This is a genomic window from Bradyrhizobium sp. Leaf396 (genome assembly GCF_001424605.1).
Classification (GTDB): domain Bacteria; phylum Pseudomonadota; class Alphaproteobacteria; order Rhizobiales; family Xanthobacteraceae; genus Bradyrhizobium; species Bradyrhizobium japonicum_C.
Genome location: NZ_LMQJ01000065.1, coordinates 82952 through 99978, shown reverse-complemented (window position 1 = coordinate 99978; position 17027 = coordinate 82952). Strand labels below are relative to the sequence as shown.

Genomic DNA, 17027 nt, shown 5'->3' with positions numbered 1-17027 from the left:
TGTGGCGGACGGCGTCAGGAAAGACGAAGAGTTCTCGGGTACCAAGCCGGTCGAGGAGCGGCATCGTTTCGACGAGCTGCGCCTCGAAGCCTGGATGCGCGAGCATGTCGAAGGTTTTGAAGGCCCGCTGGTCGTGCTCCAGTTCAAGGGCGGCCAATCCAACCCGACCTATCGCCTCAACACGCCGAACCGCTCCTACGTGATGCGCAGAAAGCCGTTCGGCAAACTGCTGCCGTCGGCGCATGCGGTCGATCGCGAGTATCGCGTGATCGCTGCGCTCGGAAAGCAGGGCTTTCCGGTCGCGCGCGCCTATGCACTCTGCCAGGACGACAGCGTCATCGGTGCAGCCTTCTACATCATGTCGATGGAGGAGGGCCGTGTGTTCTGGGATCCGACGCTGCCGAGCCAGGCGCCGGACGACCGGCGCAAGATTTTCACCAGCAAGATCGAGACGCTGGCAAAGCTCCACATGTTCGATCCCGACGCGATCGGTCTCGGCGATTTCGGTAAGCCCGGCAACTATTTTGCACGCCAGATCGACCGCTGGACCAAGCAATATCGCGCATCCGAGACGCAGCACATTCCCGAGTTCGAGAAGGTGGCCGAATGGCTGCCGAAGACGGTGCCGGAGCAGGCGCGCGTCTCCATCGTCCATGGCGATTATCGCCTTGACAACATGATCTTCCACGCGACGGAACCGCGCGTGCAGGCCGTGCTGGACTGGGAGCTGTCGACCCTCGGCGATCCCATGGCCGACTTCACTTATCTGTTGATGCAGTGGATCATGCCGGGCCTCGAGGGCGCCGACCTCAAGGCGCTCAACATCCCGAGCCTGGAAGAGGCCGCGCAGATCTACTGCAACGTCACCAAGATGACGGTGCCAGATCTCAACTGGTACTTCGCCTATAACCTGTTCCGCCTTGCCGGCATTACCCAAGGCATCGCCGGCCGCGTCCGCGACGGCACCGCCGCCAACGCCAAGGCGCTGGAGTCCGCCAAACGCACCGTGCCGCTGTCAAAGGCCTCGTGGGAATACGCGCAGAAGGCGGGCGCGGTGTAGAAATGACGAAGGCGCGGCCGGTGGCCGCGCCTTTTGCATGTGGGGAGCTGCGTCATTCCCACACCTTCGCTGTCATTGTCCGCGAAGGCGAGCAATCCTGCATTTCAGAGACGCCAGTTCTTGAATCGAGACGCCGCGGCCCGCTGGACGCCCCCGGTCAAGCCGGGCATGACAGCGATGATGAGGCGACTCATTCCACCGTCGTTGCGAGCCAACGGGTCCGCGCGAAGCGCGGCCCGATGACAGGCTCCGCGAGGCAATCAGTGTGCCCTCTACTGGCAGTCTGGATTGCTTCGTCGCAGGAACTCCTCGCAATGACGGGAGGCGCTCAGCTCTTCACGCAATGCGCGATCAGCCTCTCCACGAAGGCTCCGCATTTCTCCAGCTCCGCCATCTCCACGAACTCGTCCGGCGTATGCGCCTGCGCGATCGAGCCGGGGCCGATCACCACGGAGGGGATATCGGCGATGTCGGCGAACAGGCTCGCCTCGGTGCCGAAGGCGACCTTGGCGTGGTCGTTGCGTCCCGCCAGGCTCTTGGCCAGGGTGACGATTGGAGCATCGGCTTCCGTGTCGAGCGCGGGGTAGTCGAGGATCTCCTCGAATGCGATGCCGCACTCCGCATTCCTTGCCTTCATCGCAGGCTCGAGTTCGGCCTTGGCCCAGGCGACGATTGCATCGGTGACCTCGCGCGACTCGGTGATGCCGATGCCGCGGCACTCGAATTCCACCGTGCAGGTATCAGGCACGATGTTGAGCGCGGCACCGCCGTGCACGATGCTGGTGAGCAGCGTCGAGTGCGGAACGTCGTAGAGACTGTCCGTCGCGTGCGCGGCTGCGAGCGCCATGGCGCGGCGGCGGATTTCGACGATCAGCTCGGCGGCATATTCGATCGCATTGACACCCTCCGGCGCGATCGAGGAATGGCGGGCGAGCCCGCGAAACGTGGCCCGCACGCCGTGCTTGCCCTTATGACCGATGATGACCTGCATCTGGGTCGGCTCGCCGACGAAGCAGCCGAGCGGCCTGACCTTCTTCCTGGCGACCTCGCGCAGCATCGGCCGCACGCCGACGCAGCCGATCTCCTCGTCATAGGAGATCGCCAGATGAATCGGCGTCTTCAGCCTGGCGTCCACCATCTCCGGCACCATGGCGAGGCACACCGCCACAAATCCCTTCATGTCGGTGGTGCCGCGGCCATAGAGCTTGCCGTCCCGCTCCGCCAGCTTGAACGGATCATGGCTCCAGTCCTGGCCCACGACAGGCACCACGTCGGTATGGCCCGACAGCACGAAGCCCGGCCGGTCCTCCGGCCCGATTGTGACCCAGAGAGCGGCCTTCTGCCCGGTCTCGTCTACGATGCGCTCACCCTTGATGCCGAACCCGGCGAGATAGCGTTCGATATGGGCAATCAGGGGCAGGTTCGTGCGGTCGCTGATGGTGTCGAAGCCGACGAGGTCGGCGAGGAGCTTTCGGATGCGATCGGGTCTTGAGCTTGGCATTGTCTCATTCTGTCGAGGAAATGGCGGCTGAAACGCTTGCAGGAACCATACCAATGTGGCGCCCGGTCGGGCAAATCAACACAGGTCGTACAAGATATCGAGGTGCCTGTCGGGCAAAACACGCCAGCGGTCGGTCAATGCTCGAAGCCGGAAATATTCCGCTTTACCGAAATTCGGAAAAGACGTATTGATCGCCGCAGCCCGGCCCAAGGAAGAGGGGCGTATCGCGATCGTCACGAACGCGGGCCGGGCGGCGGTGGACGCAGATGGCGTTGGCGCGAACGGATTTGCAGGGCGGGAGACCGTGNGTGGTCCAGGTCTTCTGTCTTTACAGAAATTCGGAAAAGACGTATTCATCGCCGCAACCCGGCCCGAGGAAGAGGGGCGTATCGCGATCGTCACGAACGCGGGCCGGGCGGCGGTGGACGCAGATGGCGTTGGCGCGAACGGATTTGCAGGGCGGGAGACCGTGAGCAAGCTCGCCGCGCATGCGACAGGTGCCATCTGCGTACGGCAAAATCGTGTGGTCCTGGCGCCCGGGGTCTGTGCGCCAAGTGTTGCGGTGATGTGGCGGTCCGACCGGACGCGCGCACCAGCCATCCGCAAGGCGACGGGGGCAATAGTGCATCGCTCCCCGGGGAGAGCACGACATAAGCCGTTCCAACCACTGCGCAGGGAAGGCCGGGATGTCCTGGCTACACCTGTATGCCGCTGTGCAGCTTCTCACCACGCAGATTCCGCACAGTGGACCTCGGGTGCCAGCGGGCTCCCGGTCTTCCCTGCGCCCTCTTTCATTTCAGAGGGTGAGGCGACAAAGCAAAGCTCGGGCGAGATCAGCTGATCGACGCCTGCGTCCGGCTGCTGCCGGGGGTGATNCTGTGCAGCTTCTCACCACGCAGATTCCGCACAGTGGACCTCGGGTGCCAGCGGGCTCCCGGTCTTCCCTGCGCCCTCTTTCATTTCAGAGGGTGAGGCGACAAAGCAAAGCTCGGGCGAGATCAGCCGCGAGAACGAGAAGATGTGTCTTCGGGTGAGATGCGAATCGAAAGAGCGATGCGCGCCACCGCAGACACAATGACGGCGTTGATGCAGTTACGTGCGACCACCCGCCCTTGGGTCCCGGCTCTGCGCAGCAGCGCAAGAACGCTGCCGCGCGTCCGGGACACGGGAGGATCAAACCGGCTTGCCCGTGTACGGCATCGACGCGGTAAGGCCGCCGTCGACCGGAAACGCCTGGCCGTTCACATAAGACGCCTCGTCGCTCGCAAGGAACAGTCCCATCGCCGCGAGCTCATGCGGCTGGCCGGGGCGCTTGAGCGGGTTGAGCTGCCCGATCTTGTCCTGGGTGCCGCGCTCCTTGGCGCGGTCGAAGATCGGCTTGGTCATGCCTGTTTCGATCAGCCCGGGGCAGACCGCGTTGATGCGAACTCCGGTGCCGGTGAGCGAATAGGCCGTGGTCTGCACCAGGCTGATCACGCCGGCCTTGCTCGCGGCATAGGGATGTCCGCTCGCGCCGGCCTTAAGGCCTGCGACGGACGCCGTCAGCACGATCGCGCCGGATTGCTGCTTGACCATGTGTGGCATGGCGTACTTCACCGCGAGGAATGGCCCGATCAGGTTGACCCGCAAGATCTCCTGCCAGTGCTCCACCGTCTGCTCGGCGAGCGGAACGAGCCCGCCGGAGATTCCGGCATTCGCCCAGATCACGTCGAGCCGCCCGTGCGTCTTCACGGCCTTGTCGATGACGGCGATGACGTCGGTCTCGGAGCCGGCGTCCGCGATCATGGCTTCGGCGGTGCCGCCGGCCTTCTTCACCTCGTCGACCGTCTCCTTCACCGCCTCCGAGCGATCGACCGCAATCAGTTTGGCACCTTCCTTGGTGAACAGCAGCGCAGCCGCGCGACCGATGCCGCTGCCCGCGCCAGTGATGATGACGGATTTGCCTTGCAGGCGGCCCATGCGCTTCTCCCTTTGGCTCGCGCGCAGCCCTTGCCGCGCGACGGAATTTCAAACAAGATTTCAAACGGTAAAGTGTCTTGAGACACGTTCGCTACTGACGTACAGCGACATCAAACGGGATGGAAGGGTTTCGATGGCCGGTGCAGACAAGCCGAATGTGGTCGTCACGCGATGGTGGTGGGTCCGGCACGCCCCCGTGCGCAATGACGGCGGCAACATCTACGGGCAGAGCGATATCGCCTGCGACACCAGCGACACCTACGTATTCAATGCCGTTGCCAAGGTGCTGCCACGCACCGCGATCTGGTACTCGAGCAACTTGATGCGCACGCACCAGACCGCGGAAGCGATCTGGGCGGCTGGTTTCCCGCGGCCTGCGTCGATGAAATGGGAGGCCGACCTCGCCGAGCAAAATCTCGGCCGCTGGCAGGGCATGAACCGCGCCCAGTTCATCGCCAGCCGCCCCGTCGGATCGAGTTGGTTCGCCGATATCAATGAGCCCGCGCCCGGCGGCGAAAGCTTCATGGATCTCTACAACCGCACGCGCCGCACCATCGAGCGGATCAACAACGAGGCGGCAGGGCAGGACATTATCGCGGTCGCGCATGGCGGCACCATCAAGGCGGCGCTGGGTCTCGCGCTCGACGGTCAGCCGGAGCGCGGGCTGTCATTCGACATCGACAATTGCTCGGTGACGCGGTTGGACTATTTTGCGAGCCCCGAGCGCACGGTCTGGCGGCTGCCGATGGTGAACCAGCAGCCGTGGATCGCGGATGTTGCGCACGCGGCGATGCACCAGCCGGCGGGGCCGGAAGTCAAGAAGCTCGCCTGAAGCGGCTGTCCGCTCGCGCGAGCGGCATAAGCTCCGGGCCAATCAAATCGTACTCAGGGAGATCAAAATGACCTTGTTCGACATGAAGGGGAAAGTCGCCGTCATCACGGGATCGACGCGTGGCATCGGGCTCGCGATCGCCGAGCGCATGGCCGAGCACGGTGCCAAGGTGGTGATCTCCTCGCGAAAGGGCGACGTCTGCGACCAGGTGGCAAAGGGCATCAACGACAAATACGGCAAGGGCACCGCGGTCGCGATCGCCGCCAACATCTCCTCGAAGGAAAATCTGCAAAACCTCGTGGACGAGAGCAACCGCGCGTTCGGCAAGATCGACGTGCTGGTGTGCAACGCAGCATCGAACCCGTATTACGGTCCGCTCGCCGGCATCTCCGACGATCAGTTCAGGAAAATCCTCGACAACAACATTGTCGCCAACAACTGGCTGATTTCGATGGTGGTGCCGCAGATGATCGAGCGCAAGGACGGCTCGATTATCATCGTCTCCTCGATCGGCGGCCTGAAGGGCTCGACCATCCTCGGCGCCTATGCGATCTCGAAGGCCGCCGACATGCAGCTCGCCCGCAATCTCGCCTGCGAATACGGCCCGCACAACATCCGCGTGAACTGCATCGCGCCCGGCCTGATCAAGACCGATTTTGCCAAAGCGCTGTGGGACAATCCGGAGAATTTGAAAGCCTCGACCTCGCGCTCGCCGCTGCTGCGCATCGGCATCCCCGACGAGATCGCGGGCGCTGCGGTGTTCCTGGGGTCAAAGGCCGGCGACTTCATGACCGGCCAGACCATGGTGATCGACGGCGGCGCGACGATCAGTTGAGCGATAGAGCGTAGAAGAGGCACGCAGCCCACCCAACGACCGGTGTCATCGCCCGCGGAAGCGGGCGATCCAGTATTCCGGGGGCCGACATTGGAGAGCTCGCTCTTACCACATCCGCCACGGCGTACTGGATGCCCCGGTCAAGCCGGGGCATGACAGCGAATGTGAGGATGCAGCGTCACCGTGCGAGACCATGCGGACACCGCGTCACTCCACCGCGGCGTAAACCAGATCCCGCACCAGGGTCCGCGTGTAGTCGCGCTGTCCGGGGCCCTGGCTCATGAACACCGCGAACAGATCCTCCTTCGGATCGATCCAGAAGAACGTGCCGGCAATGCCGCTCCAGAAATACTGGCCGATGCTGCCGGGGAAGGGCGCGATGCCCGCCTCCTTGCGCACGGCGAAGCCGAGGCCGAAGCCGTGGCCGGGCGAGAGCAGGGTGCCGTTGATCGCAACGCCTGGCCCGAGATGATCTGACGCCATCAGTTCCAGCGTTTTGCGGCCGATGACCCTGTTGCCGTCGAGCGTACCGCCATTGCGCAGCATCAGGCAGAATCGGGCATAGTCCATGGTGGTCGAGACCAGGCCGCCGCCGCCGGACTCCATCACCGGCTGCTCGAGCATGTTGAACAGCGCGACCTTGTCGCCGGTCCAGGGATCGGACGCGAACGGCTCGGCGAGCCGGCCCGCATTGGCCTCCGATGTCGAGAAGCCGGTCTCGGCCATCTGGAGCGGCGCGAGGACGCGCTCGGTGAGGAAAGCGCCAAGCGACTTGCCGCTGACGACCTCGATGATGCGGCCCAGAATGTCGGTGGAGCGGCTGTAGTTGAACTCCGCGCCTGGCTGGCAGACCAGCGGAAAGCTCGCGACCAGTGCGGCGTGCTCGGCGTTGGTGATCTTGCGGCTGCGGACGCGGGATTCCTGATAGAGCTTGTGCACGGGGCCATCGCCCTGGTGCTCGTAGGTGAGGCCGGAGGTGTGGCGGAGCAGGTCCTGCACCGTCATCGGCCGCGTTGCCGGCACCAGTTCCAGCTTGCCGCCACTGACTACGCCGACCTTCTGGTCGGCGAACTCGGGTATGAACTTGGCGACCGCGTCACTGAGAAGCAGATGGCCGTCCTCGACCAGGGCCATGATGCCGACGGAGACGATCGGCTTGGTCATCGAGAAGATCCGGAAGATCGAATCGCGCGCCATTGGCGCAGCGCCCGACGGGCTTTGCTTGCCGAGCGCCTCGAACCAGCCGATCTGGCCACGCCGGGCCACCAGCACAGTAGCCCCAGGGATGGTTCCCTTTTCGATTTCGCGCTTGAAAGCGTCCGACATGGCTTGGAGGCGGGGACGCGACAGCCCGAGGGTCTCGGGGCGGGCTTCCGGCACAGGTGGCGTCCGGAACGCGGTCGTGGCCTGTGTAGCGGCTGTGGCGGTGGCTGTAGCGGTCATGGGCACTCCCGGTTGCTTTTCATTATGGGCGATGGACTGTGGCCCAGAAGCCTCGGCATAAACAAGCGAGGCCCGCGCGGTTCACCCTTGCAAACCGGCCGTCCCCTGTGCTTGAAAGCGGCCCTGATCCGCGGCGACGTGGGTCCGTAGGAGTGTAGCTCAATTGGTAGAGCACCGGTCTCCAAAACCGGGGGTCGCAGGTTCGAGCCCTGCCACTCCTGCCAGTTAAATCAATCACTTGAGTGAGGTGGCGGCGAGATAGGCGCGGTGGCGTCTAACGAGGCGAATCGCATGCGCCGTCATACCCCGGGCCTCAGCCTACCCGCTCACCCGCCGCTTCCACACGGCTTCCGCAAGTGCGATTTCGGTGACTGAATCGGCGCCCGAGGCCAACGGCGTGCGTCGCCTGGCGACATCGGAAACGAAGGCATCGGCCTGACGCCGGAATGCCCAGCTCGGTGCACCCGCCGTCTGCATGCGTTGACCATCGTGATCGACAACGACCAAAGCCTCTTGCTCGGCAAAGGGTGGAGGCAGTTCCAGGGTCATTGCGCCACGTTCAAACTCGACCGTCAGCCCCTCGCGCCAGGGCCCGGCCGACCCGCTGGTGAGATCGAGCGTGCAGGCGAGGCCGTCGAAATCGAGCGTGATGCGCCCCGCCCCCGAATCCTCGATCGAGCTATCGAGAAGAGTCGGCGATGGTCCGAGCAGGTAGCGCACCACATTGATGATATGGCTGGAGACATTCAAGAAGTGGTCGTAACCCTGGCGCATCGCGCGCGGCATCCAGTCGGGGCCATCCTCCCAGAGTTCGAGCCCGTCCGGCCGTGCTTCGGCGGTCATCACGAAGTTGTCCTGCGCTCGGCCCGTGTCGCCGCCGAAGCACCAGCCATGCGCGGCGACGATGCGCCCCAGCGACCGGTCTGCGCGAATACGTGCCAACTCGGCCACGCGCGTGCCACGCCGGCATCGTGACGCTTCCATGTAGCCGATGCTGTAGATGAGGTCCTGTCGCCGCGCCGCTTCGACCAGCGTCTCGGCTTGAGCCGTCGTGTAGGCCATCGGCTTTTCCGACAGCACGTGGCGGCCGCTGTTCAAGACGTCCAGGACGATCGGCCCGGTCGCGCGCCGCTTCGTCACCACGACCACCGCGGAGACCTCGCTGTCCGCAAGCAGCTCCCGGTGCGTGCCATAGATCCGTGAGACGCCGAATTTCTGCGCGGCGGCGGCCGCGAGTTCCGGCCGGAGATCGGCAATCGCGATGACGCGGCCCGCGGGATTGGCCGCGAAATTGGCGAGGTGGCACATCTGACCGACCATACCCGTTCCGATGATGCCAATGCCTGGTGTCACTGGCTCGATCCCTCAGCGTTTGCGGATGACGAGGAAATGCGCCGGCTGCCCCCCGGGCGTTGATGAACGCCGGGTCCGTCTGGGTGAGGGCGGTGACCGTGGTGTCCCGTCGCTCGATCGCGTCAAAGATGCGATGGAAGCTGTCGAGGGTCGCGATGATGGCATCAAGGTCGACAGTATCGTCGGACAGGATGTCAGCGGTGCGGATCGCCTCGCGCAGGGCCGCGAGGCCGGCGACGGCGCGTGCCAGGCTCTCCCCGATGGGATCGTCGATCATCCTGTCGACATCGGGAGCCAGCGTCTCGACTGATGCCGCGACCGCCTGCACGGCATCGGCCTTGCCCACCAGATAGAGCTTTCGTCCGCCGAGGAAGCTCAGGCGGCTGCGATCGAGATGGCGTGTGAGGCGGTGCAGCTTGTCGGGCCGGACAGGACCTTTTTGTGCCAGTAGATGTCCAGGCTGTCGCGGTAGGCGGGCCAGGCCGAATGGATATCGAATCCCTGCTCATGCGCCGCCGTGCACAAGGCTGCCGCGTCGAGAAAGTATCTGTGCCGAACGAAAGGATTTTCGAGCACGTCCATCAGCCAGGATTCGAAGCTGCGGGTGTGCGGAATGCTGTTCCATTTCGGCTCGAACAGCGTCCTCGCCGTCTCGAGCGCGGGGCGCCCTGTCAGGGCCTTGCCGGCCGCATGGATCGCCTTGAGCGCGAGCTCGGAGAAGCCGCCATAGCGCTCGTAATAGGACACCACGGCATAACCGTCCGGATTGAGCAGGCCGCGGAAGATGCCCAGCCGATTCTCCGTCGGCTGCACCGTGTAGATGAACCCTTCGGCATCGATGATGTCGAAACGGCGATCGCTGCGGAATCCCTCGACATCGGCCAGCACGAGCTCGCGCAGTCGCTTCGTCAGGCCAAAACGCGCGAAAAAGGCCTGGATCTTCGGGTGCGCATGCTGGTTCGGCTCGGCGAGCGTCATATTTCCGCCCCAGCCGGCAAACACCAGCGCGTTCTCGCCGGAATCAGGACCGAACTCGAGCACATCGGAACAGCCGGGGGGGCAGCACCAGCTTGTCCGAGAACAGATCGCGCCGCTGGCTAGCATAGGCCATGCGGCGACCCTGCGGCCGCTTCGAGACGATCGAGCTCGCTCCAGATGTCCGACGGCGCGAAGATCGAAACGACGTGGAGCGGGCGCCTCACGTTCTCGCGCAGCCGGCTGTTAACCTTGGCTTCGTTCTCCTGATTCACGGCGAGAAGACAGACGAGCGGCCCAGTCTTGCCGGCGAGAACGTCCGGCGAGCGGATGGGGATCCCGGTGCCGGGCAGGGAGAGGCCCTGGCGCTCCTTCTGGTCGTCGACCGAGAGGTCGACGAGATCCGTCAGCTCGTGGGCATTGGTGAAGGTGCAGGCGCGGCAGCCGGCGCCATAGATGGCGATCTCGGCACCGCTGGCGCGGGCCTTGGCGAGGATCGGACGAAGACGAGCGCTGTACTCCCTTGCGCGCTGACCGAATGTCTCGCCGGCGCCCGACGGTTCCGGATTCTGGCTGTGGTCGACGACTTCACTCGCGAATGCCTGGCGCTCGTCGCCGATACTTCGCTGCCGGGCCTGCGGGYCACACGCGAGCTCGATGTCATCATTGCCTGGCGCGGCCGGCCGGCGATGTGCCTGTCCGACAACGGYACTGAGCTGACCGGAATGGCCATGCTGCGCTTCAGCCAAGAGAGGCAGATCGAGTGGCACTACATCGCGCCCGGCAAACCGACCCAGAATGCCTTCATCGAGAGCTTTAACACCCGCCTGCGCGATGAACTCCTCAATGAGACGCTGTTCACTTCGCTCGCACAGGCGCGAGCCGTGCTGGCCGCCTGGAAAGACGANACTGAGCTGACCGGAATGGCCATGCTGCGCTTCAGCCAAGAGAGGCAGATCGAGTGGCACTACATCGCGCCCGGCAAACCGACCCAGAATGCCTTCATCGAGAGCTTTAACRCCCGCCTGCGCGATGAACTCCTCAATGAGACGCTGTTCACTTCGCTCGCACAGGCGCGAGCCGTGCTGGCCGCCTGGAAAGACGACTACAACAACGCCCGGCCGCACAGCGCCCTGGGCAACCTCACGCCGACCGAATACGCCAAACGCAACGCTCTTGGGCCGCAACGGGACGGGACGCTGCGCTATGCCGAGGGCTCCGCGCCCCGCCCCGTTGCTTCACCGAGCCCCTTGGGCTCATATTCAACCGGGACTCTTTCCATTGCTGGATGAAGCGAGGGGCTCAGACCACTTCGTCCGACAAACGGGAGGCACATCAGGATCTATNAGGGCTCCGCGCCCCGCCCCGTTGCTTCACCGAGCCCCTTGGGCTCATATTCAACCGGGACTCTTTCCATTGCTGGATGAAGCGAGGGGCTCAGACCACGATCTGCGGCAGGCCGCATTCGCCGCAGGCCAGCACCTCGAACGGCTACTGCTCCTGCTGCTCGTCTTGGCCATGCCGAAGCCGATGCGCAATCGGCATTAGACCGAGGTCGATGACCGGACGCAGGTTGATCGAATGGCAAAGGCGGCATTGGTCGGTCACGGGTTTGACTCATTGGGAGAGTAGGACGAAATCAGCATCATTGGTTGGTTGTCATCGAACATTCGCGGCGCGACAATCGAATAGCAGCAGCACTCGATCTACGGCCCCCTCAGATGCTTGCCGCGAGCGTACCGATCCTTGTAACGTAGTCCTGCACGGTTCGGAGCCTGGATGGCGCCTTGCGGGGCAGGGATAAGCCCTTGATCCCACGCCGGTCTGCGCGGCCGTCGCGCGGCGCCGGCTGGTCCGTGCAAGCCCCGATACCTTGACCTTTAGCCCTATCCGCAGTAGATACCCCGCACTCGCAGCCGGCCCGTTAGACGCGGATTTCCGGCGCGGCCTTGAAATCCCCGAACAATCGAGCCCGGTTTCCGGCTCATCCTTCGCGACAGAGGGCTGGGTCAACAACGGCGGCTGTTCGGATCCCTGAAATTCATTTGCGTCTGTCGACGGACGTTGGACATCAAACGATGGCAGTCAGCCCGTTCAAGTTCTTGCAGGAAGTGCGCTCGGAAACTGCCAAGGTCACCTGGCCGACCCGCCGGGAGACCACGATCACCACCATCATGGTGTTCGTCATGGTCGCCGTCGCCTCGATCTTCTTCTTCGCCGCCGACCAGATCATCCGCTATCTCATCACCTTCCTCCTGGGCATTCACTGATGGCAACAGCAACCGCTCAAGTGTCCGACAAGCGCTGGTACATTGTCCACGCCTATTCGAACTTCGAGAAGAAGGTCGCCGAATCGATCCGCGAGCAGGCCAAGCAGCGCGGGCTCGAGGATCTGTTCGAACTGGTGCTGGTTCCGACCGAGAAGGTCACGGAAGTGCGCCGCGGCCGCAAGATCGACGCCGAGCGCAAGTTCTTCCCGGGCTATGTGCTGGTGAAGATGAAGCTGACCGACGAGGCGTTCCATCTGATCAAGAACACCCCGAAGGTGACGGGTTTCCTCGGCGCGGAAAACAAGCCGATGCCGATCTCGGAAGCCGAGGCCATGCGTATCCTGCACCAGGTGCAGGAAGGCGTGGAACGGCCGAAGGCGTCGGTATCATTCGAGATTGGCGAGAACGTGCGCGTGGCCGATGGCCCGTTCGCCTCGTTCTCGGGCGTCGTCGAGGAAATCGACGAGGCGCGCTCGCGCGTGAAGGTCGCGGTCTCGATCTTCGGTCGCGCGACGCCGGTCGAGCTGGAATTCGGTCAGGTCGAGAAGGTCTGATCGTTGGTCATTGCCGGGCTTGACCCGGCAATCCATCTCCTTCGCAGAAGTCTCTGCGAAGATGGATGGATGCCCGGATTCAAGTCTGGGCATGACAGAGTGGAGGCGGCGACGTCTCCGATGGAGGCCGTGGGAGGACGAGGGCGGTTGCCAGCCGCCTGAGATCCCGACCACGAACCTGAAACCGCCGGCGGCACGCCGGCACAACAGGAGTGATATATGGCAAAGAAAGTGACCGGATACCTGAAGCTTCAGGTCCCGGCCGGTGCGGCGAATCCTTCGCCCCCGATCGGTCCCGCGCTCGGTCAGCGCGGTCTCAACATCATGGAGTTCTGCAAGGCGTTCAACGCCCAGACCCAGAAGGAAGAGAAGAACACCCCGATCCCGGTGATCATCACCATCTATGCGGACCGTTCCTTCACCTTCGAGATGAAGACGCCGCCGATGTCCTACTTCCTCAAGCAGGCCGCCAAGATCCAGTCCGGCTCGAAGGCGCCGGGCCGTGACAAGGCCGGCAAGGTGACCAAGGCGCAGGTGCGCGAGATCGCCGAGAAGAAGATGAAGGACTTGAATTGCGACACCATCGAATCGGCCATGAAGATGGTCGAGGGCTCGGCCCGTTCGATGGGTCTGGAAGTTGCGGGGTAAGCGGTCATGGCAATCGGAAAGCGTTTGAACAAAGCCCGCGAAGGCATTGATCGCGAAAAGCTTTACCCGCTCGCGGACGCCATCAAGATGGTCAAGGAACGTGCGAAAGCGAAGTTCGACGAGACCATCGAGGTCGCGATCAATCTCGGCGTCGACCCCCGTCACGCCGACCAGATGGTTCGTGGCGTCGTAACCCTGCCGAACGGCACCGGCCGCACACTGCGCGTCGGCGTGTTCGCCCGCGGCGCCAAGGCCGATGAGGCCAAGGCGGCGGGTGCCGACGTTGTCGGAGCCGAGGATCTGGTCGAGAAGGTGCAGAACGGCAACATCGACTTCGACCGCTGCATCGCTACCCCCGACATGATGCCTTTGGTCGGCCGCCTCGGTAAGGTGCTCGGCCCGCGCGGCCTGATGCCAAACCCGAAGATCGGCACTGTGACCATGGACGTCACCGGTGCGGTGAAGGGGGCCAAGGGCGGCTCGGTCGAGTTCCGCGTCGAGAAGGCCGGCATCCTCCAGGCCGGCGTCGGCAAGGCCTCGTTCTCCGAGGAGAAGCTCGTCGAGAACATCAAGGCTCTGGCTGATGCTGTCTCGAAGGCGAAGCCGGCCGGCTCGAAGGGCACCTACATCCAGCGCGTGGCGGTGTCCTCGACGATGGGCCCGGGCGTGAAGGTCGAGCCGGGCACCATTCTCGGCTAAGGTTTGGAAATTGCATGAGGCGAGGGGCGGAATTGGGCAACCGATTCCGCCCCTCGTCGTTTGTGACGGCTTTCACCGGAAACAAGAACAATGACTGACAAGGTCCTGATCTACTCGCGCTTTCCCAAGTCGATGATGGTGCGTTTCGCTGAGCGTTTCGAGTTGCTCGATACCGGTGGCAAGCCCGCGCACGAGGTATTTTCGGCTGATGAGCTGAGCGGCATCCGCGCGATGCTGACGGCGGGCGGCACCCCGCTCGGCCCGGAGGCGATGGACGAGTCTCCAAAGCTGGGTGCCATCGTCTGCTATGGCACCGGCTATGACGGCGTCGACTTGAAGGCGGCAGCCAGCCGCAACATCGCGGTCGGGCACAGTCCGGGCGCCAATGCGGCCTCGGTCGCCGATATCGCGATGACCCTGATGCTGGCGACGACGCGGCGGATCCTGGTGGCCGACCAGTATGTCCGCAGCGGCGATTGGGCTGAGTCAAAACAGTCGCCGATGATGCGGCCCCAGGTCGGCATGCCCGGGCGCCGGATCGGCGTCTACGGCATGGGCGAGATCGGCCGCAAGATCGCGGCGCGCTGCGCCGCCTTCGAGAGCGAGGTCGGCTATTTCAGCCGCACCAGATACGATCTGCCCTATCGATATTTCCCCTCTCTGGAGGCGCTCGTCGACTGGTGCAGCGTGCTGATGATTGCCGTGCGAGCAGGGGGCGAGACCCAGCACGTGGTCAATGGCGATATCCTGAGGCGGCTTGGCGCGGATGGCTATGTCGTCAACATCTCCCGCGGCTCGGTCATCGACGAGAAAGCCTTGGTCGCGGCCCTCTCCGACAAAACCATCGCTGGCGCGGGCCTAGACGTCTATGAGAAGGAACCGCACGCGCCTGACGCGCTGACCGCGCTTCCAAATGTCGTGTTCGCCCCGCATATCGGCGGCCACACCGTCGAATCGCACGTCGCCATGCAGAATTGCGTGCTGGCGAATCTCACCGCGTTCTTCGAGGGGAAGCCGCTACCTTATGCGGTCAAATCAGCCTGAATCGGCCCTTTTCGGCCGTTTCAAGTCCGGCCGGCAACGAACTGGAATTGGTGTGAATTTTGCTCTTGGCAAGCGGGCAGAGAGCGGTTAAAGAACCGCCTCCGGACGTGCCGGCCTCGGCTGGCGCGTTCGTGCACGCATCCCGAAAAACCCGATACGACAGGAGATCATTCCTTTTCAGGACGTCCGTAAGGATTTGCCGGAAAAGGAAGAGAGAAATCCGTCGGTTGGCTGGGGTGCGGGCAGAGGTCGGGCGGTTCGCCGGCTGACCTTGTCCTGTCCAAGACTGCAGGCGCCGGCGGGGAATTTCGATTTCTCAACGGCTTAATCGCATAGCCTGCATAGACGGGTGAAGACCGGATTTCACTTCGCACCCAGCTTTAGCGGCTGGTTTCGCGAAACGGGTCTGGTTCGGACCTCGACACGCCGTGGGCCTCATGGGCTCCCGGAGGGCAGGCTTTGAATTGTCGTCTTGCCCGGCGTGTCCGAAGGGCTTTGCCCCGGAGGTTCAGGTTTGGGTGGGACGATGGGTGCAACCCGGTGGTCCCGCTTTTGCGATGACCGCCAACCGGAGAGAGCTTGCTGTGGAACGAGCGGCAAAAAAAGAAGCGGTCGAACAGCTCCATGAGGTCTTCAAGACCACGGGCGTCGCGATCGTTGCTCAATATTCCGGCCTCACCGTCGCCCAGATGCAGACTCTGCGCAAGCAGATGCGGCAGGCTGGCGCATCGGTGAAGGTCTCGAAGAACCGTCTCGCCAAAATTGCTCTTGAAGGCACTGACGTCGTTGCCATCGGCCCCATGCTGAAGGGACCGACCGTGATCGCGACTTCCAGCGATCCGGTAGCGGCGCCGAAGGTCGCCATCGACTTCGCCAAGGCGAACGAAAAGTTCGTCATCGTCGGCGGATCGATGGGGAAGACCGTCCTGAATGTCGACGGCGTGAAGGCGCTTGCCTCGCTACCGTCGCTTGACGAACTGCGCGGCAAGATCGTCGGCCTCATCGTGGCCCCGGCGACCAAGCTGGCCCAGCTCGCCAACGCGCCCGCGGGCAAGCTCGCACGCGTCATCCAGGCTCATGCCTCAAAGGGCGAAGCGGCCTGACGCCCTTCGCAAAACTCAAACCCGAACCAGACTTACACTCAAGGAAACTGAACAATGGCTGACTTGCAGAAGATCGTTGACGACCTCTCGAGCCTCACCGTGCTCGAAGCTGCCGAGCTCGCGAAGCTCCTCGAAGAGAAGTGGGGCGTTTCGGCTGCCGCGGCTGTCGCCGTGGCCGGCCCGGCCGCAGGTGGCGCCGCCGCCGCTCCGGCCGAAGAGAAGACCGAGTTCACGGTCGTTCTCGCCAGCGCCGGCGACAAGAAGATCGAGGTCATCAAGGAAGTCCGCGCCATCACTGGTCTCGGCCTGAAGGAAGCAAAGGACCTCGTCGAGGGTGCTCCGAAGCCGCTGAAGGAAGGCGTGAACAAGGAAGAAGCCGACAAGATCAAGGCCCAGCTCGAGAAGGCTGGCGCCAAGGTCGAGCTCAAGTAAGCAGCACTTACTGGCAAGGATCCCGGCTGCGTTCGGCGCGGTCGGGGTCCTGGTCCGCTGCTCCAGAGGGTGGCCGAGATGCAAAAGGCGTGCGACGGAACCTCCCGACGTAGGCCGAACACGAAAAAGTGTGGGGATTTGAGGGTTTGACCCTCGAATCTGCACTATTGTCGCCCCATATCGGGTCGACAGCACGAAAGCGCGGTGGGCAGGGATGCCGGATTTCCCTGTAAGCCGTTGGGAGAGCAGGTTATTTCGGGCTTTTGCAGTCCGTGAAGTTGGTCGATGTGACGGGCGGGTGCGCTCTTGCGCCCCGCGC

General features: G+C 63.6%; 18 protein-coding genes, 1 tRNA gene and 1 pseudogene. 14 read left to right on the top strand and 6 right to left on the bottom strand.

Annotation, left to right across the window (positions count from 1 at the left end; genetic code table 11):
- Position 1 precedes the first annotated feature (1 nt).
- On the top strand, positions 2–1060 hold the full coding sequence (locus ASG57_RS33345) for a phosphotransferase family protein (RefSeq protein ID WP_024340675.1): 1059 nt from the start codon (positions 2–4) through the stop codon (positions 1058–1060).
- Positions 1061–1388: 328 nt separating this feature from the next.
- Here the strand turns inward: ASG57_RS33345 and argE are convergent, their stop codons facing one another.
- Positions 1389–2561 carry an acetylornithine deacetylase gene (gene argE / locus ASG57_RS33340; RefSeq protein ID WP_057198991.1) on the bottom strand — a complete coding sequence of 391 codons (1173 nt, stop codon included), beginning with the start codon at positions 2559–2561 and terminating at the stop codon, positions 1389–1391.
- Between the two features lie 1173 nt (positions 2562–3734).
- Positions 3735–4520 (bottom strand): SDR family NAD(P)-dependent oxidoreductase, encoded by a 786-nt coding sequence (locus tag ASG57_RS33335; RefSeq protein WP_024343483.1) that lies wholly within the window; start codon positions 4518–4520, stop codon positions 3735–3737.
- Between the two features lie 133 nt (positions 4521–4653).
- On the opposite strand from ASG57_RS33335, the gene ASG57_RS33330 reads away from it, so the two are divergent.
- Together ASG57_RS33330 and ASG57_RS33325 are read left to right on the top strand one after the other, a co-directional pair.
- On the top strand, positions 4654–5352 hold the full coding sequence (locus ASG57_RS33330) for a histidine phosphatase family protein (protein ID WP_057198990.1): 699 nt from the start codon (positions 4654–4656) through the stop codon (positions 5350–5352).
- A gap of 67 nt (positions 5353–5419) precedes the next feature.
- A complete protein-coding gene (locus tag ASG57_RS33325) occupies positions 5420–6187 on the top strand; it encodes an SDR family NAD(P)-dependent oxidoreductase (protein ID WP_057198989.1) in 768 nt (255 codons plus the stop codon).
- Positions 6188–6394: 207 nt separating this feature from the next.
- Here the strand turns inward: ASG57_RS33325 and ASG57_RS33320 are convergent, their stop codons facing one another.
- Positions 6395–7630, bottom strand: coding sequence for a serine hydrolase domain-containing protein (locus ASG57_RS33320; RefSeq protein ID WP_024343480.1), 1236 nt, complete (start codon positions 7628–7630; stop codon positions 6395–6397).
- A gap of 148 nt (positions 7631–7778) precedes the next feature.
- On the opposite strand from ASG57_RS33320, the gene ASG57_RS33315 reads away from it, so the two are divergent.
- Positions 7779–7854: transfer RNA gene (locus tag ASG57_RS33315), tRNA-Trp, on the top strand.
- A gap of 94 nt (positions 7855–7948) precedes the next feature.
- Here ASG57_RS33315 and ASG57_RS33310 read toward each other — a convergent pair.
- A complete protein-coding gene (locus ASG57_RS33310; RefSeq protein ID WP_057198988.1) occupies positions 7949–8983 on the bottom strand; it encodes a Gfo/Idh/MocA family protein in 1035 nt (344 codons plus the stop codon).
- 133 nt (positions 8984–9116) lie between these two features.
- Between ASG57_RS33310 and ASG57_RS39540 the strand changes: the two genes are divergently transcribed.
- On the top strand, positions 9117–9293 hold the full coding sequence (locus tag ASG57_RS39540) for a hypothetical protein (RefSeq protein ID WP_230646561.1): 177 nt from the start codon (positions 9117–9119) through the stop codon (positions 9291–9293).
- 65 nt (positions 9294–9358) lie between these two features.
- On the opposite strand, the gene ASG57_RS39535 is transcribed toward ASG57_RS39540, so the two are convergent.
- Positions 9359–10024: a methyltransferase domain-containing protein gene (locus ASG57_RS39535; RefSeq protein WP_230646562.1), complete on the bottom strand. Its 666-nt coding sequence runs from the start codon at positions 10022–10024 to the stop codon at positions 9359–9361.
- A 56-nt stretch (positions 10025–10080) separates the two neighbouring features.
- The gene (locus tag ASG57_RS33300; RefSeq protein ID WP_230646565.1) at positions 10081–10455 is read right to left on the bottom strand and encodes a Rossmann-fold NAD(P)-binding domain-containing protein; all 375 of its coding nucleotides are present in this window, start codon (positions 10453–10455) and stop codon (positions 10081–10083) included.
- Between the two features lie 45 nt (positions 10456–10500).
- Here ASG57_RS33300 and ASG57_RS38270 point away from each other — a divergent pair.
- From ASG57_RS38270 to rplL, 9 genes and pseudogenes are all read left to right on the top strand, one after another.
- Positions 10501–10865: pseudogene (locus tag ASG57_RS38270) on the top strand (integrase core domain-containing protein); the annotation flags it as partial.
- Between the two features lies 1 nt (position 10866).
- Positions 10867–11250, top strand: a 384-nt coding sequence (locus ASG57_RS38265; protein ID WP_210169301.1) for an integrase core domain-containing protein, incomplete at its 5' end; no start/stop codon positions are given.
- A 786-nt stretch (positions 11251–12036) separates the two neighbouring features.
- On the top strand, positions 12037–12228 hold the full coding sequence (gene secE, locus ASG57_RS33285) for a preprotein translocase subunit SecE (protein ID WP_007611620.1): 192 nt from the start codon (positions 12037–12039) through the stop codon (positions 12226–12228).
- On the top strand, positions 12228–12782 hold the full coding sequence (nusG, locus tag ASG57_RS33280; RefSeq protein ID WP_028146088.1) for a transcription termination/antitermination protein NusG: 555 nt from the start codon (positions 12228–12230) through the stop codon (positions 12780–12782). The genes secE and nusG overlap by 1 nt, the downstream gene beginning before the upstream one ends.
- Positions 12783–13001: 219 nt before the next feature.
- A complete protein-coding gene (rplK, locus tag ASG57_RS33275) occupies positions 13002–13430 on the top strand; it encodes a 50S ribosomal protein L11 (protein ID WP_011088164.1) in 429 nt (142 codons plus the stop codon).
- A 6-nt stretch (positions 13431–13436) separates the two neighbouring features.
- The gene (gene rplA / locus ASG57_RS33270) at positions 13437–14129 is read left to right on the top strand and encodes a 50S ribosomal protein L1 (protein WP_024342437.1); all 693 of its coding nucleotides are present in this window, start codon (positions 13437–13439) and stop codon (positions 14127–14129) included.
- A gap of 90 nt (positions 14130–14219) precedes the next feature.
- On the top strand, positions 14220–15173 hold the full coding sequence (locus tag ASG57_RS33265; protein WP_057198987.1) for a 2-hydroxyacid dehydrogenase: 954 nt from the start codon (positions 14220–14222) through the stop codon (positions 15171–15173).
- A gap of 584 nt (positions 15174–15757) precedes the next feature.
- Positions 15758–16276, top strand: a complete 519-nt coding sequence (rplJ, locus tag ASG57_RS33260) for a 50S ribosomal protein L10 (protein ID WP_024342439.1) — start codon at positions 15758–15760, stop codon at positions 16274–16276.
- Between the two features lie 54 nt (positions 16277–16330).
- Positions 16331–16708, top strand: a complete 378-nt coding sequence (rplL, locus tag ASG57_RS33255; RefSeq protein ID WP_024342440.1) for a 50S ribosomal protein L7/L12 — start codon at positions 16331–16333, stop codon at positions 16706–16708.
- Positions 16709–17027: the final 319 nt, after the last annotated feature.

Bases quoted from the DNA above. Each gene is read 5' to 3' on its own strand.
- argE (WP_057198991.1), bottom strand. From the start codon at position 2,561: ATGCCAAGCTCAAGACCCGATCGCATCCGAAAGCTCCTCGCCGACCTC.
- ASG57_RS33335 (WP_024343483.1), bottom strand. From the start codon at position 4,520: ATGGGCCGCCTGCAAGGCAAATCCGTCATCATCACTGGCGCGGGCAGC.
- ASG57_RS33330 (WP_057198990.1), top strand. From the start codon at position 4,654: ATGGCCGGTGCAGACAAGCCGAATGTGGTCGTCACGCGATGGTGGTGG.
- ASG57_RS33325 (WP_057198989.1), top strand. From the start codon at position 5,420: ATGACCTTGTTCGACATGAAGGGGAAAGTCGCCGTCATCACGGGATCG.
- ASG57_RS33320 (WP_024343480.1), bottom strand. From the start codon at position 7,630: ATGACCGCTACAGCCACCGCCACAGCCGCTACACAGGCCACGACCGCG.
- ASG57_RS39540 (WP_230646561.1), top strand. From the start codon at position 9,117: ATGGAAGCTGTCGAGGGTCGCGATGATGGCATCAAGGTCGACAGTATC.
- secE (WP_007611620.1), top strand. From the start codon at position 12,037: ATGGCAGTCAGCCCGTTCAAGTTCTTGCAGGAAGTGCGCTCGGAAACT.
- nusG (WP_028146088.1), top strand. From the start codon at position 12,228: ATGGCAACAGCAACCGCTCAAGTGTCCGACAAGCGCTGGTACATTGTC.
- rplK (WP_011088164.1), top strand. From the start codon at position 13,002: ATGGCAAAGAAAGTGACCGGATACCTGAAGCTTCAGGTCCCGGCCGGT.
- rplA (WP_024342437.1), top strand. From the start codon at position 13,437: ATGGCAATCGGAAAGCGTTTGAACAAAGCCCGCGAAGGCATTGATCGC.
- ASG57_RS33265 (WP_057198987.1), top strand. From the start codon at position 14,220: ATGACTGACAAGGTCCTGATCTACTCGCGCTTTCCCAAGTCGATGATG.
- rplL (WP_024342440.1), top strand. From the start codon at position 16,331: ATGGCTGACTTGCAGAAGATCGTTGACGACCTCTCGAGCCTCACCGTG.